A 13,904-nucleotide genomic window follows, 5' to 3' on the forward strand; every position below is an offset into this window, starting at 1 on the left:
GTTGAGCGGTTACAAAAGGTAGATAAGCGGACAAAAATTGCCTGAATGAAGCGTATTGGTTGTCTCTACAATCATATTGTGTCTATCATTCAACCTCGGTTTAGGTCGGCACGAAGGTCGACCGCCATGCAAGAAAGGAGTCTTCTATGACTAAAACGATGCTCAAGTCTGGTTTCGCGGTCGGCGCAGCTGTCGTCATTTCGGGCTGTGCGGCTGGCAGCCAGCCGTCGACTGCTGACCAAGCCTTGAACAAGGCTGAGTCCGCACAACAGACCGCAAACTCTGCCAAGCAGACGGCGCAGAGTGCACTGCAACGTGCCAACAAAGCGCAGCAGACGGCGAACAAAGCCGGTAAGACGGCTCAGGCGAACTCGCGCCGTATGCAGCGTATGTTCAAGCAGTCGCAGCAGAAGTAATATCTTCTGAAACGGCCGGCCGCTACCGGGGTAACCGTTAGCGGCCTTTTAAAACCCCGCTGCGGCGGGGTTTTTTTATGCGCAAATGGTGGGGCCGATATTGTTTGCAACGCCCCATTGACGCGACGCGGTGCCCTTATCTGTCGTGAGACGGCTTAGCTTATAGCGTAGTCCACGCGCCGCGCGGGCTTAGTGGATCAGCGGCGCAAATCTAGCTGAGAGGCATGCATATCTGCTTTGGCGTCAGGAGTGGTTTTTAGCCTCCGAAGCAGATTCTGTTTTTTGTTCGTCGGCATTTGAATTATGGCTGGCCTCGGATGAGGCGTCGTTGCCAAGGTCCGTAATTGGTTGGGGTATGCCGTTTGCCTTACTGGCGACCGACTGCGCACGCTCCCAGTTGATGTTGGTGTGCTCATGCTCGTTTGAGGCGGTAACGATGGTCTTGGTCCAGGAGGCGTAGTTTTGTTTGCCTGATTTTTTTTCTTGAGCCGGCGGATGGGCTGACATCACGAGTTGCTGGCCGTTCCAGCCTACTTTGTAGGGCTGGTCAACGATATGTACTGGCGTTCTGGAACCGAGCATCGCGAACAGATTTTCGATGTCTTCCGGGTATAGCCGGATACAGCCGTGGGAGACTTGCATACCGATGCCACGTGGCTTGTTGGTGCCGTGTATCAGATAGCCTGGTAAGGCGAGTTGTAATGCGTACTGGCCCAGTGGGTTGTCCGGTCCCGCGGGTACCACTTTCGGCAGTGGGTCACCGTCTTCTTTATGTTCTTTGCGAATGGATTCGGGCACCGTCCAGGATGGTTTGCGAATCTTGTTGGAGACGTGGGTTTTGCCCAGCGGCGTCTGCCAGCCCTTGCGGCCGATGCCGAGCGGCATCGTCACGACCTTGCCAGCATTTTTGCTGCCTTTAGGCGGATAGTAGTAGAGCCGCATTTCGGACAGATTGATGACAATGCCCTTGTGGGGGGCGTTCGGCAGCACATAGCGGGTCGGTAGCGTGATGGGGGTGCCGTCGCCGGGCAGCCAAGGGTCGACATCCGGGTTGGCGTGCTCTAATTCCCGGTAGCCGAGGTCGTATTTTCGCGACAGGGCCACGAATGTATCCGAGTCCCCGGTTTTGGTGTGTTGGATTTTGCCGACCACGGTGACGCCGTCACCCGGTAGCTCATAAATCGCCGCCTGAGCGGCACTCAACCAGAGAGCCGGAATGCTGATCATGAACGTGATAGCGATGAGGCGTGCCATATTTTTTGATCTCGTTGAAACGTTCGATGTGCGTTGTCAAGGTGCCAGTCGTTCCAGCCGCCACCCGTGCGATTCGCGTCGATAACGGAGACGGTCGTGCAGCCGGTTCTTGCGGGCTTGCCAGAACTCGATGGAAGCTGGCGCAAGATTATAGCCGCCCCAGTGATCCGGTCGCTCGGGTGCTTGTTCACCGAGCTCGGTTGCCAATGCCTCCGCGTGGGATTCGAGCGCTCCGCGGTCGGTTACGACTTGGCTTTGGGGCGAAGCCAAAGCACTGATCTGGCTGCCGCGCGGACGCCGATCGAAGTAGGCGTTGGAATCTTTCGTGGGCAGTTTTTCGACCGATCCGGCGACCCGCACTTGGCGCTCACAAGCTTCCCACCAGAATACGAGTGCGGCCCGGGGGTCACTGTCGAGTGCCACGCCCTTGGCGCTTGAATAGTTGGTGTAGAAGCGAAATCCTTTGTCGTCGTAGCCTCTGAGCAGGACGATCCGTGCGCTGGGCGCGCCATCCGGGTCGACAGTAGCAAGCGTCATCGCGCTTGGCTCCTTCATGGCAGACTCTTGCGCGGCCTCGAACCAGTCGCTAAACAGCGCCAGCGGATTAGCCGGCGCGTTGGCCTCGCTCAGATCGCTGCGGTCAAAGTCGCCGCGCCAAGCGCTAGGTTGATCGTTCACTGGTTATCGATAGTGAAGCCGACTTTGACGCTAACCTGCCAATGGCCGATTTCGTTGTCGACGATATGCCCGCGCACGTCGGTGACTTCGAACCACCGCAGATTCGCGATGGATCGGCTCGCCTCGTGGATCGCCTTACGCACCGCATCTTCTTGACTGGTTTCCGACGAACCAGTCAATTCCACAGTTTTATAGACGTTGTCGCTCATGGTGTCGGCCATCTGGATTGGCGTTGGTTAGTGGTCAAGCCTATACGGCTCGCGGGATGGCCTCAAATATCGGGTGTGAATCGGAAAGCGTTGGCACGGTATGCTGCTTGGTCTGGACGCCAAGCAGACTGAAGGCGCGAGCGATGAAGGCACGCCGAGTTGTTGGTGAGAATGCGCGGGATGACGCCCTGATCGCGGGTGAACACGTCGGTCGCACGGCGGTTGCGATCGGCGCCGAGACTTGATTTTCGAGGAGGTGAGTCATGTCTGATAATACAGCCGGCCTCGCCGGCGTCACTGCCGGCCAAACAGCTATATCGACAGTGGGTGGCGAGAGTGCGGGGCTGACGTATCGTGGCTACGCGATCGCGGACTTGTCCGCTGGGGCATCGTTCGAGGAAGTCGCGCATCTGTTGATCCATGGTCAACTGCCTGGCGCTGGCGAATTGACCGCGTTTCATGCGCGGCTCGCTGAATACCGATCTCTGCCGCCGCAACTGGTGCGTGTGCTGGAAGCGATCCCGGCCGATGCGGCGCCGATGGACGTGCTACGTACCGGTGTGTCCATGCTCGGAACGCTGATGAGCGAGCAGGACGAAGCGTTGGAGGCGGCCACAGTCGGCGAGCGGCTATTGGCGATGATGCCGTCGATGCTGATGTACTGGCACCACTACGCGCGTGGCGGACAGCGGATCGAAGTCGAAACCGACGATGACACCATCGCCGGCCAGTTCCTTCACTTGCTGCATGGCGCTGCCCCCGAGGCCGATGCCGAAGGCGCGTTGGCCGCGTCGTTGATCCTCTATGCCGAGCACGAGTTCAATGCCTCCACATTCACTGCGCGCGTCATCACCGCGACGCAGGCTGATTGTTTTGCGGCAATCACCGGTGCAATTGGTGCCTTGAGTGGCCCGCTTCACGGCGGTGCCAATGAACAAGCGATGGCTTTGATCGACCGCTTCGCCGACGCGGATGACGCCGAACGTGGCGTGCGTGAGAGGTTGGCTGCAAAACAGCGAATCATGGGCTTTGGGCACCGGGTCTATCGTGAGTCGGATCCGCGTAGTGCGATCATCGAGGCTTGGGCGCAGCGGCTGGCCGGCGACGATCCGGGCCGTGCCAATGTTTATGACATTTCCAAGCGTATCGCCGAGGTCATGTGGCGCGACAAAGCGCTGTTTCCCAACGCCGATTTCTTCCACGCGAGCGCTTATCGCTTTCTCGGCATCCCGACCGATCTGTTCACGCCGATCTTCGTGATGTCGCGGCTGACCGGTTGGATCGCCCACATCGTCGAGCAGCGTGCCGATAACCGCCTGATACGGCCGAGCGCCGACTATGTCGGCCCGCCGCTGCAGACATTCGTCGCGCTCGACGAGCGCTCGTAGACCAAGCTGTTCCGGCGTATCATCCGAACGTCGGGGAATGTGACACACGAGGATTGCCGATGTTGATTGCCTACTGGTGCGTGCTGATTGCAGCCGTCATGCCGATCGGTTTTGTTGGCTACGCCAAGTTTGCCGGCCAGCGTAAGCTCGGCCCGCAGGCCAACCACGACCCGCGCGCCTGGTTGGAGCGCACCGAAGGTGCTCAGCGTCGCGCCTGGTGCGCCCAGCAGAACGGTTTCGAGGCGTTCCCGCCGTTTGCTGCTGGGGTGATCATCGCGGCGATCGCCGGGGCGCCGGCGGTCGCGATGAATGTCCTGGCCGTATTGTTTGTGCTGCTGCGCCTGCTCTATGGATGGTGCTATATATCCGATCGCGCATCGCTTCGCAGCACGGTTTGGTTCGCGGCGACGCTTTGCACCGTGGTGCTGTTTTTCTTGCCACTGTTTGGCTCGGCCATGCCTTAATCGTCGCTAGGTTCTGCCATGGCTCAGGCTGGTTTCGACGCCGTCATTGAAAACATTGCCGACTACGTCTGTAACGGCGTGGTCGACTCATCCGTGGCCCGTGAAACCGCGCGTCATTGTCTGATGGACACGCTCGGCTGCGGGCTGCTCGCGCTGGATTATCCGGCTTGTCGGCGAGTGCTCGGCCCGGTGGTCGACGGTGCCGGCATGGACGGCGGTGCCCGCGTACCCGGCACGGCTTATCAACTCGATCCGGTCACGGCCGCCTTCAATATCGGAGCGATGATCCGCTGGCTGGATTATAACGACACATGGCTGGCGGCCGAGTGGGGGCATCCGTCGGATAATGTCGGCGGCATCCTGGCTGTGGCCGATTACATGTCACGCCGTAACGCCGACCGCGGCGAGGCTCCGTTGATGCTGGGCGATGTTCTCACGGCCATGATCAAGGCCCACGAGATCCAGGGCGTGCTCGCGCTTGGCAACAGCTTCAACCGCGCCGGGCTCGATCATGTGCTACTGGTGCGAGTCGCCACGGCTGCGGTTGTTACGCCGATGTTAGGGGGCGATCGCGACGCTGTTTGTCGTGCGCTTAGCCATGCGTTTGCCGACGGCGGCTGCCTGCGGACCTATCGCCACGCGCCGAATGCGGGTCCTCGCAAATCGTGGGCGGCCGGGGATGCAACGGCGCGCGGTGTTTGGCTCGCGCTCATGGCGACGCGCGGCGAACTCGGCATTGCGTCAGCACTGACGGCGCCGGAGTGGGGGTTCCAGGATGTGCTGTTTGGTGGCCGCGAGATCACGCTGACACGCGAGCTTGGGAGTTACGTGATGGAAAACGTGCTCTTTAAGCTCAATTTTCCCGCCGAATTCCACGGCCAAACCGCTGTCGAAGCCGCGCTCGAGTTGCATCCGGCTGTGCATGGCCATCTGGCCGATATCGACCGTGTGGTTATCGAAACCCAGGCATCGGGCAAGCGCATCATCAATAAGACCGGCGCGCTGACCAATCCCGCCGACCGCGACCACTGTATCCAGTATATGGTGGCCGTGGCGCTGATTTTCGGGCGACTGACGGCGGACGACTATGAAGCCGACGTTGCCGCCGACCCGCGCATTGACGCGTTGCGCGATCGGATGAAAGTGGTCGAAAACGAGCGTTTGACCCGCGAGTATTTAGAAGAAGACAAGCGCGCCATCGGCAACGCGGTGCAAGTGTGGTTTGGTGATGGAACCGCCAGTGACCGGATCTGTATCGATTACCCGATTGGCCATCGCCGCCGCCGCCATGAGGGCATGCCGGTGCTCGAAAAGAAGTTTGCGCGCCATGTCGCCGGTGCGCTTTCGCCGCAGGCGGCCGCATCGGTGCATGCGGTGCTGGCCGACGCGACAAGCGTCGAGACAGCCGCCGTCGATACATTCACCGATCGACTTGTGCGTTAAACCGTCAGCGCGACGAACCGGGTTTTGTATGTGAGCCCGCGCTAAGTTCCCGTCTCGCGTGCCGGTTCGGCGGCACCCAAAAGCGGTTTCAGAAAACGCCCGGTGTGTGACGCCTCGATGTCGGCGACGTCTTCGGGGGTGCCGGTGGCGATGACCTCACCGCCCCCATCACCGCCTTCCGGACCGAGATCGATAACCCAGTCGGCCGTTTTGATGACATCAATGTTGTGTTCGATGACGACCACTGCGTTGCCCGCTTCCCGGAGGCGTAGTAGCACGCCGAGCAGTTGCTTGATGTCGTGGAAGTGTAGGCCGGTGGTTGGCTCGTCCAATAAGTATAAGGTGTTACCGGTGTTGCGCTTGGATAATTCACGCGCGAGTTTGATGCGCTGGGCCTCGCCACCGGACAGCGTGGTCGCGTTCTGGCCGAGTTTGACGTAGGACAGGCCGACATCCATCAACGTTTCCAGCTTGCGTTTTAAGCTCGGCACGGGCGAAAAGAAATCCAGCGCGGCTTCCACGCGCATATCCAGCACATCGGCGATGGTCTTGCCTTTGTAGTGGACTTCCAGCGTTTCACGGTTGTAACGCGCCCCGCGGCAAGTGTCGCAGGTGACATAAACATCAGGCAGGAAGTGCATCTCGACCTTGATCACGCCGTCGCCTTGGCAGGTTTCGCAGCGCCCGCCTTTGACGTTGAAGGAAAACCGTCCGGGTTTGTAGCCCCGAGCCCGGGCTTCCGGCGTGTTGGCGAAAAGGTCGCGAATGGTGTCGAACAGCCCGGTGTAGGTTGCCGGGTTGGAGCGTGGTGTGCGGCCGATCGGCGCTTGGTTGATGTCGATGACTTTGTCCAGGTGCTCGAGGCCGTCGATCGCGGTGACGGGGGCGCTGCGCGCGACGGTTCGGTTGACCTGGCGTGCGGCGGCTGGAAAAAGCGTTTCGTTGATCAGGGTGGACTTACCCGAGCCGGAAACGCCGGTCACGCAGGTCAGCTGCCCCATCGAGAGGCTCGCGTTGGCATTCTTTAAGTTGTTGCCGCGCGCGCCGCGGATGGTGATGGGACGCTCGGCATCGAAAGGCTGGCGTGCCTGGGGTATGGCGATAACCTCGCGCGCGGATAAATAGGCACCGGTTAGTGAATCCTGGTTGGCGGCGACCTGCTCGGCGGTGCCTTCAGCGATGACGTGGCCGCCGTGGTCGCCGGCGCCGGGGCCGAGATCCAGTACGTGGTCGGCTTCGCGAATGGCATCCTCGTCGTGTTCGACCACGATCACTGTATTGCCGAGATTGCGCAGGTGCTCAAGGGTGTTCAGCAGGCGCCGATTATCGCGCTGGTGGAGGCCGATCGATGGTTCGTCGAGAACGTACATCACGCCCACCAGGCCGGCGCCAATCTGGCTGGCCAGCCGGATGCGTTGAGCCTCGCCGCCGGACAAGGTTTCGGCGGCGCGTGACAGGGTCAGATAGTTCAGGCCGACGTCGAGCAGAAATCGTAAGCGCTGGTCGATTTCGCGGATGATGGGTGCCGCGATTTCGGCGCGGTGGCCTGGAATGGCCAGTGATTCGATCAGCGTTTGGGCGCCAGCGATACTCTCGGCATTGACCTGGCCGATGGTAGTGCCGGCCACGCGAACGTGGCGGGCCGCTTCGTTCAGGCGGGCACCACCGCAGGTGGGGCAGGGTTTCGACGACAGATATTTCGCCAGTTCTTCACGCACCGCGAACGACTCGGTTTCGGCGTAGCGCCGCTGCATGTTGTTCAGCACGCCTTCGAACGCGTGCTTGCGAACGCGCGTCCGGCCGCGAGCGTTGATGTAACGGAACTCGATTTTGTTGCCGCCCGAGCCGTGCAGGATGATGTCTCGGGCTTGTTGTGGCAATTCGCGCCACGGCTGGTCGACGTCGAAATCGTACGCATCGGCCAGCGATTCGATCAGGCCGAAGAAATAGGGGTTGCGCCGGTCCCAGCCACGCACCGCGCCGCCAGCTAGCGAGAGGTTCGCATCGATGACCACGCGATCTTCATCGAACACCGACTGAGAGCCCAGACCGTCGCAGTCCGGGCAGGCGCCGTGTGGCGAGTTGAAGGAGAAAAATCGCGGTTCCATTTCCTCGATCGAGAAGCCGCATCGTGGGCAGGCAAACTGCGAGGAAAAAACCTGTGTCGGCCCGTCGCCACGCCACGACATCGTCCAGGCGGTGCCCTCCGAGAGGCGCAAAGCGGTTTCGAAACTCTCGGCTAGCCGTTGTTCGAGTCCCTCGCGGATTTTGAAACGATCGACGACGACTTCGAGGTTGTGGGTCTTTTTGGGATCGAGCTCGGGCACGCCCTCGTCGAGCTCGACCACTTCGCCGTCGATGCGCATGCGGATAAAGCCTTGGCTGCGCATCTGCTGGAAGATTTCGCGGTGCTCGCCTTTACGGCCTCGAATGACGGGCGCCAGCAGCATGACCGCGGTTTCGGAGTCGCCGGCCAGGGTTTGGTCGACCATTTCCGATACGCTTTGGGCGGTTAATGGTTCGCCGTGTGTCGGGCAGTGCGGCGTGCCAACCCGGGCAAACAGTAGCCGGAGGTAGTCGTGGATCTCGGTGACGGTGCCTACCGTTGAACGCGGATTATGCGAGGTCGATTTTTGTTCGATGGAGATCGCCGGTGATAGACCCTCGATCGAGTCTAGATCTGGCTTTTCCATCATCGACAGAAACTGGCGCGCGTACGCCGATAGGGATTCGACGTAACGCCGCTGACCTTCGGCGTAGATCGTGTCGAAAGCAAGGCTTGATTTGCCGGAGCCGGATAAGCCCGTCATTACGATCAGCCGGTCACGCGGCAGGTCGACGTCGACGTTGGCTAGATTGTGGGTGCGTGCGCCGCGGATGCGGATGCTGTCCATAGCGGAGTCGGTCTCGCAACGATAAGTTGTCCAGTATACGTGTTGCGTCGCGTACTGGATGAGTGGCCCCGCATGCTAAGCTATCGCGTTGCTGTCAGCGTCCAGACAATACCGCAAATGCGAGCGGCAACCCCATGAATTCGACCGAGTTCCGCGCGGCCTATTCGCTGGCCGGCATTTTTTCGCTGCGCATGCTAGGTCTGTTCATGATCTACCCGGTGTTCACGATCTTTGCGCAGCAACATCTCGTCGGGGCAACGCCAATCACCATCGGGCTCGCATTGGGCGCCTATGGCCTGGCGCAGGCCGTGTTCCAAATCCCGTTCGGTTTGGCGTCGGATCGTGTTGGCCGCAAAAAGATGATTGCGATCGGCTTGTTGATTTTTGCCGTTGGCAGCGTCGTTGCCGCGCTATCAGACTCGATTTGGGGCGTGATCGCGGGACGTCTGCTCCAGGGCGGGGGCGCGGTCAGTTCTGTCATTCTGGCGCTCAATGCGGACCTGACACTGGAGGAAAATCGCAACAAGTCGATGGCGATTATCGGCATGACGATCGGGCTCGCGTTCGCGATCGCGCTGGTGTTGGGGCCGCTATTGAACGGCTGGATCGGTGTGCCCGGCATTTTCGGCTTCACCGCGGTTCTGGCCCTGGCCGGTGTGCCGGTGTTGTATAAGGTGACGCCCGAGCCGGCCGCCGCGTATTCCCACCGCGACACACAAGCCGTGCCGGCCATGTTTTGGACCGTGCTTGGCGATCCTGAACTGCGGCGCTTCGATTTCGGCATCTTCGCCTTACACGCCATGCTGGCGGCCAGCTTCATCGCGCTGCCCGAGTTGTTGCGCGGGACGCTCGATATTGGCGAGCGCCAGGAGTGGATGGTCTATCTGCCAGTGCTCGCGGTCTCATTCGTCGTCATGATCCCGGCGGTCATTCTGGCTGAGGCCAAACGGCTGATGAAGCCAGTATTCATTGGTTCGGTCGCGCTTTTGTTGGTCACCCAGGTGGTGTTGGCCGCGTATCACAATAGCTGGCTTGAATTAGTGGTATTGCTGACGCTGTTCTTCGCTGCTTTCAATGTCATGGAAGCGAGTTTGCCGTCGCTTATTTCCAAGGCCGCACCGGCCGATGGCAAGGGCACGGCGATGGGCGTTTATTCCAGCGCGCAGTTTTTCGGCATATTCGCTGGCGGTATGCTGGGTGGCTGGGCATATGGTGCCGATGGTGTCTCCGGCGTGTTCTGGGTAGGCAGTGCCATTGCTGTGGTCTGGCTCGGGGTCGCGGCAACCATGCCGCAGCCGCGGTTCGCGCGCACGCATCTGCTGGCGGTGGGTGCTTTGGATGACGACGAAGCCAACGCGCTCGCCCGGCGTATCGAGGCCGAAGCGGGCGTTTTCGAAGCCAGCGTGGTGTCGGCCGACCGCGTGGCATATATTAAATTTGACGGTAAGCTGACCAGCGCTGATCATTTGGATCAGTTCGCAGCCGCGCAAGCCCACGCAGGGGAGTCCTGATCATGGCCACTCGAGGTGTCAACAAGGCAATCATCATCGGCAATCTTGGCGCCGATCCGGAAACGCGTTATACCGCCAGTGGTAGTGCGGTAACCAACGCCAGTGTCGCGACCACGGATAGCTGGCGCGACCGAAACTCGGGCGAGACGCAAGAGCGCACCGAGTGGCACCGGATTGTGTTTTTCGGTCGGCTGGGTGAGATCGCCGGCGAATACCTACGAAAGGGCAGCAAGGTCTATATCGAGGGCCGGCTTCAGACCCGCAAGTGGCAGGGCCAGGATGGCCAGGACCGCTATACCACCGAAATCGTGGGCAATGACATGCAAATGCTCGATTCGCGCGGTGGTGGCGGCGGCAGCGCGCCCATGGGTGGCGGCCAGGGTGGCGGCCAGCAGCAACAAAACCGCCAGCCAGCTGGTAATCAGCCGCAGCCGCAGCCGCAGCCGCAGCAGCAACAGCAATCGGGGCAACAGCCGGTCGATACTGGCTTTGATGACGATCTGGACGACGATATTCCGTTTTAACGGTCGATCACGATGGGCGAGCTGCCCATTCGTTGCGGGCGCAGGTGGTTGAGTCAGCGCCGATGAGCTGACGGCGGCACTGATATTGCGGCCGATTATCGTTGTGTTGCGAGCTGTGTCAGTTCCCGGTGTGCGCGGGTTGAGAAACCCTGATATGTGACATGACAAGAACGCTGGCGCGTCGGTTTGTGGTTGGTTTAATATGTCAGTATTATTAGACATATGGACTCGAAGCAGGCAATCGAGTGCTTTTCAGCACTCGCACAGGACACGCGGTTCGCGGCTTTCCGCCTGCTCGTACGCTACGAGCCGGATGGCTTGCCGGCGGGTGAAGTCGCGCGTTTACTGGAAGTGCCGCACAACACCATGTCCGTGCACTTGGCGGCATTGACGCGGGCCGGTCTGACTTTATCCCAGCGTCATAGCCGCTCGATTATTTATCGCGCCAACCTCGCGCACGTACAGGAAACCGTGCAGTTTCTCGTGCGCGATTGTTGCGGCGGGCGACCAGAAGTTTGCCAGCCGTTGCTGGATTCGTTGGCTGATTGCACACCGCCGCCTGATCAATGAGGGCTGATGCATGCACCCGCTGATTTATCACAACCTGAACTGCAGCACGTCGCGTAATACGCTGGCCATGATCGAAGCAGCCGGTGAAACGCCCGCGGTCGTTGACTATGTCGAGGATCCACCATCGCGGGATCAGCTGTGCTGGTTACTCGAGCAAATGGGCATGTCGCCGCGTGAACTGTTGCGCCGCAAGGGCGCGCCCTATGATGAATTGGGTTTGGACGAACCGGGGTTAAGCGACGCGCAACTGATCGATGCCATGCTGGCACATCCGATCCTGATTAATCGGCCGATCGTGGTAACTGACCGGGGCGTGCGGCTTTGCCGACCGTCCGAACGGGTGCTAGCGCTACTGGATAATCCCGGCGATCGTTTTATCAAGGAAGACGGTGAAGTCATCACGTACGCACAGGACGCGACATGAACGATGACTTAGTTCGGCACGATCTGCCGAATATCGACCCGGATGCGCTCGATCCCGTCGATGTTGACGCACTGGCTGGTGCGGACAGTCCACGGCATGCGCCTCGCATTCTTATCCTCTATGGTTCGTTGCGGTCGCACTCCTATTCGCGCTTTCTCTCGCAGGAAGTTGGCCGATTGCTGCGCTGGTTCGGCTGCGAGGTGCGATTCTTCGATCCGGCCGGTTTGCCGCTACCCGACAATGCCGAGGCCGATCATCCACGTGTGCAGGCACTGCGCGATCTGGCGACCTGGTCGGAGGGCATGGTGTGGATTAGTCCGGAACGCCACGGTGCGATGACTGGCGTCATGAAGTCGCAAATCGACTGGATTCCGTTATCGCTGGGTGGCGTGCGGCCAACCCAGGGCAAAACGCTGGCAGTGATGGAGGTCTCCGGCGGTAGTCAGAGTTTCAATGCAGTCAATCAGTTGCGTGTGTTGGGCCGCTGGATGCGCATGGTCACGATTCCGAATCAGTCGTCGGTTCCCAAGGCATTTGGTGAATTCGACGATAATGGCCGCATGAAAGACTCAGCGCTGTATCGGCGCGTGGTCGACGTCTGCGAGGAGCTCGTGAAATTCACCTGGCTGATACGTGAGCGGGGCGATTATCTGACCAGCCGTTACTCCGAGCGCGTCGAAAGCGCTGAACAAACCTCGCGGCGTGTTAATCAGGCCGCGCACTAAAAGCGTCCCACCACCAGAAGCCTGAACGACGGACATGCTAGCGCTGGTCATTTTCATCGTCACGCTCGTGCTCGTTATCTGGCAGCCGAAGCGTGTGGGTATCGGATGGAGCGCATTGGGCGGCGCGGCTGTCGCGTTGGCTACCGGTGTCGTGCAGCCGGCCGATGTTGTCGTGGTCTGGCACATCGTCTGGGATGCCACGTTTACTTTCGTCGCACTGATCATCATCTCGCTGATTCTCGACGAGGCGGGGTTTTTTGCGTGGGCTGCGCTGCATATCGCGCGTTGGGGCAACGGACGTGGGCATGTCCTATTTCCACTGATCGTTTTGCTGGGTGCGGTGATCGCCGCTTTTTTCGCCAACGACGGCGCAGCCTTGCTGCTCACGCCGATTGTCATCGCGATCCTGGTGCGGCTGGAGTTTTCCGCTGCGGCGTCATTGGCCTTTATCATCGCCACTGGCTTTATCGCCGATACAGCAAGCCTGCCGTTGGTGATCTCGAACTTGGTCAACATCGTCAGTGCTAACTTCTTCGAGGTGTCGTTCGACCGTTACGCCACGGTTATGGTGCCGGTCGACCTAGTCTCAATTATCGCCACGCTGACAGTCGTCTGGCTGGCTTTCGGCCGTAAGATACCGCGGCGTTATGCGGTGGACGCACTCGATCAGCCGACCACCGCAATCGTGGATCCGTACGTGTTTCGGGCGGCGCTGCCCGTGCTGGTTGTTCTGCTGGTTGCCTATTTTGTGCTGGCGCGATGGCACGTGCCGTTTTGCGTTGTCACTGGTGCCGGCGCCTTCGTTCTGACAGGCATTGCTGGTCGCTGGTGGCGTGGCGGTCGCGGTACGACCATATCGCTCGGCCCAGTGATTCGCGGTGCGCCCTGGCAGATCGTGCTTTTCTCGCTCGGCATGTATCTGGTGGTCTACGGCTTGGGCCAAGCCGGACTGACGCACTATGGTGCCGTGGTGCTTGATTGGCTCGGTCAACAGGGTGTGATTGTGGCCACGCTTGGCACTGGTTTCTTGTCGGCATTTGTTGCTTCGATTATGAACAACATGCCGTCCACGCTTGTTGGCGCACTGGCGATCAAGCAGACGCAAGGGCCCGAATTAATCCACGAGCTGATGATTTATGCCAACGTCATCGGCAACGATCTCGGCCCGAAATTCACGCCGATCGGCAGCCTGGCGACACTGATGTGGCTGCATGTACTGGCCGGCAAGGGATATCGCATTGGCTGGGGGCAGTACATGAAAATCGGTCTTATCCTGACGCCACCGGTGCTGCTGGCAAGCCTGATCGCGCTAGCACTTTGGCTGCCATTGATCACATCCGGATGAGCCGGTTTTAACGCGCTCAACCGAAGTCTTACGGCCAAGCGCGTCATGAACATAACTGT

At 60.0% G+C, this 13,904-nt stretch carries 14 protein-coding genes; 10 read left to right on the forward strand and 4 right to left on the reverse strand.

Annotation, left to right across the window (positions count from 1 at the left end; translation table 11 throughout):
• The first annotated feature begins 158 nt into the window (after window positions 1-158).
• Window positions 159-416, forward strand: a complete 258-nt coding sequence (locus HKX41_08085) for a hypothetical protein (GenBank protein ID NNC24114.1) — start codon at window positions 159-161, stop codon at window positions 414-416.
• Window positions 417-659: 243 nt separating this feature from the next.
• Here HKX41_08085 and HKX41_08090 read toward each other — a convergent pair whose 3' ends face one another.
• From HKX41_08090 to HKX41_08100, 3 genes are read right to left on the reverse strand one after another with little or no spacing between them, the layout of a single operon-like run.
• Window positions 660-1,670, reverse strand: a complete 1,011-nt coding sequence (locus HKX41_08090) for a L,D-transpeptidase family protein (GenBank protein NNC24115.1) — start codon at window positions 1,668-1,670, stop codon at window positions 660-662.
• A 36-nt stretch (window positions 1,671-1,706) separates the two neighbouring features.
• On the reverse strand, window positions 1,707-2,348 hold the full coding sequence (gene pdxH, locus HKX41_08095; protein ID NNC24116.1) for a pyridoxamine 5'-phosphate oxidase: 642 nt from the start codon (window positions 2,346-2,348) through the stop codon (window positions 1,707-1,709).
• Window positions 2,345-2,557 carry a dodecin domain-containing protein gene (locus HKX41_08100; protein ID NNC24117.1) on the reverse strand — a complete coding sequence of 71 codons (213 nt, stop codon included), beginning with the start codon at window positions 2,555-2,557 and terminating at the stop codon, window positions 2,345-2,347. The genes pdxH and HKX41_08100 overlap by 4 nt, the downstream gene beginning before the upstream one ends.
• 263 nt (window positions 2,558-2,820) lie before the next feature.
• On the opposite strand from HKX41_08100, the gene HKX41_08105 reads away from it, so the two are divergent.
• The 3 genes from HKX41_08105 to HKX41_08115 are packed head-to-tail and all read left to right on the forward strand — an operon-like array spanning window position 2,821 to window position 5,852.
• The gene (locus HKX41_08105; protein NNC24118.1) at window positions 2,821-3,945 is read left to right on the forward strand and encodes a 2-methylcitrate synthase; all 1,125 of its coding nucleotides are present in this window, start codon (window positions 2,821-2,823) and stop codon (window positions 3,943-3,945) included.
• 59 nt (window positions 3,946-4,004) lie between these two features.
• Window positions 4,005-4,409 (forward strand): hypothetical protein, encoded by a 405-nt coding sequence (locus HKX41_08110; protein ID NNC24119.1) that lies wholly within the window; start codon window positions 4,005-4,007, stop codon window positions 4,407-4,409.
• Window positions 4,410-4,427: 18 nt separating this feature from the next.
• Complete coding sequence (locus HKX41_08115; GenBank protein ID NNC24120.1) at window positions 4,428-5,852, forward strand: bifunctional 2-methylcitrate dehydratase/aconitate hydratase; 1,425 nt, start codon at window positions 4,428-4,430, stop codon at window positions 5,850-5,852.
• A 41-nt stretch (window positions 5,853-5,893) separates the two neighbouring features.
• Here HKX41_08115 and uvrA read toward each other — a convergent pair whose 3' ends face one another.
• Window positions 5,894-8,746 (reverse strand): excinuclease ABC subunit UvrA, encoded by a 2,853-nt coding sequence (gene uvrA, locus HKX41_08120; GenBank protein NNC24121.1) that lies wholly within the window; start codon window positions 8,744-8,746, stop codon window positions 5,894-5,896.
• Between the two features lie 134 nt (window positions 8,747-8,880).
• On the opposite strand from uvrA, the gene HKX41_08125 reads away from it, so the two are divergent.
• The 6 genes from HKX41_08125 (at window position 8,881) to HKX41_08150 (ending at window position 13,845) form a co-directional block, all read left to right on the forward strand.
• Entirely contained in the window at window positions 8,881-10,257 is a 1,377-nt protein-coding gene (locus tag HKX41_08125; GenBank protein NNC24122.1) for an MFS transporter, read from the forward strand.
• Window positions 10,258-10,259: 2 nt separating this feature from the next.
• Window positions 10,260-10,781 carry a single-stranded DNA-binding protein gene (gene ssb, locus HKX41_08130; GenBank protein NNC24123.1) on the forward strand — a complete coding sequence of 174 codons (522 nt, stop codon included), beginning with the start codon at window positions 10,260-10,262 and terminating at the stop codon, window positions 10,779-10,781.
• Window positions 10,782-11,003: 222 nt separating this feature from the next.
• Window positions 11,004-11,351 carry a helix-turn-helix transcriptional regulator gene (locus tag HKX41_08135; GenBank protein ID NNC24124.1) on the forward strand — a complete coding sequence of 116 codons (348 nt, stop codon included), beginning with the start codon at window positions 11,004-11,006 and terminating at the stop codon, window positions 11,349-11,351.
• 10 nt (window positions 11,352-11,361) lie between these two features.
• Entirely contained in the window at window positions 11,362-11,775 is a 414-nt protein-coding gene (arsC, locus tag HKX41_08140) for an arsenate reductase (glutaredoxin) (GenBank protein ID NNC24125.1), read from the forward strand.
• On the forward strand, window positions 11,772-12,500 hold the full coding sequence (gene arsH, locus HKX41_08145) for an arsenical resistance protein ArsH (GenBank protein NNC24126.1): 729 nt from the start codon (window positions 11,772-11,774) through the stop codon (window positions 12,498-12,500). Before arsC ends, arsH begins: the two co-directional genes overlap by 4 nt.
• A gap of 34 nt (window positions 12,501-12,534) precedes the next feature.
• Entirely contained in the window at window positions 12,535-13,845 is a 1,311-nt protein-coding gene (locus HKX41_08150; protein ID NNC24127.1) for an arsenic transporter, read from the forward strand.
• Window positions 13,846-13,904: the final 59 nt, after the last annotated feature.

Origin of the sequence: Salifodinibacter halophilus (genome assembly GCA_012999515.1) — a bacterium.
GTDB lineage: Bacteria > Pseudomonadota > Gammaproteobacteria > Nevskiales > Salinisphaeraceae > Salifodinibacter > Salifodinibacter halophilus.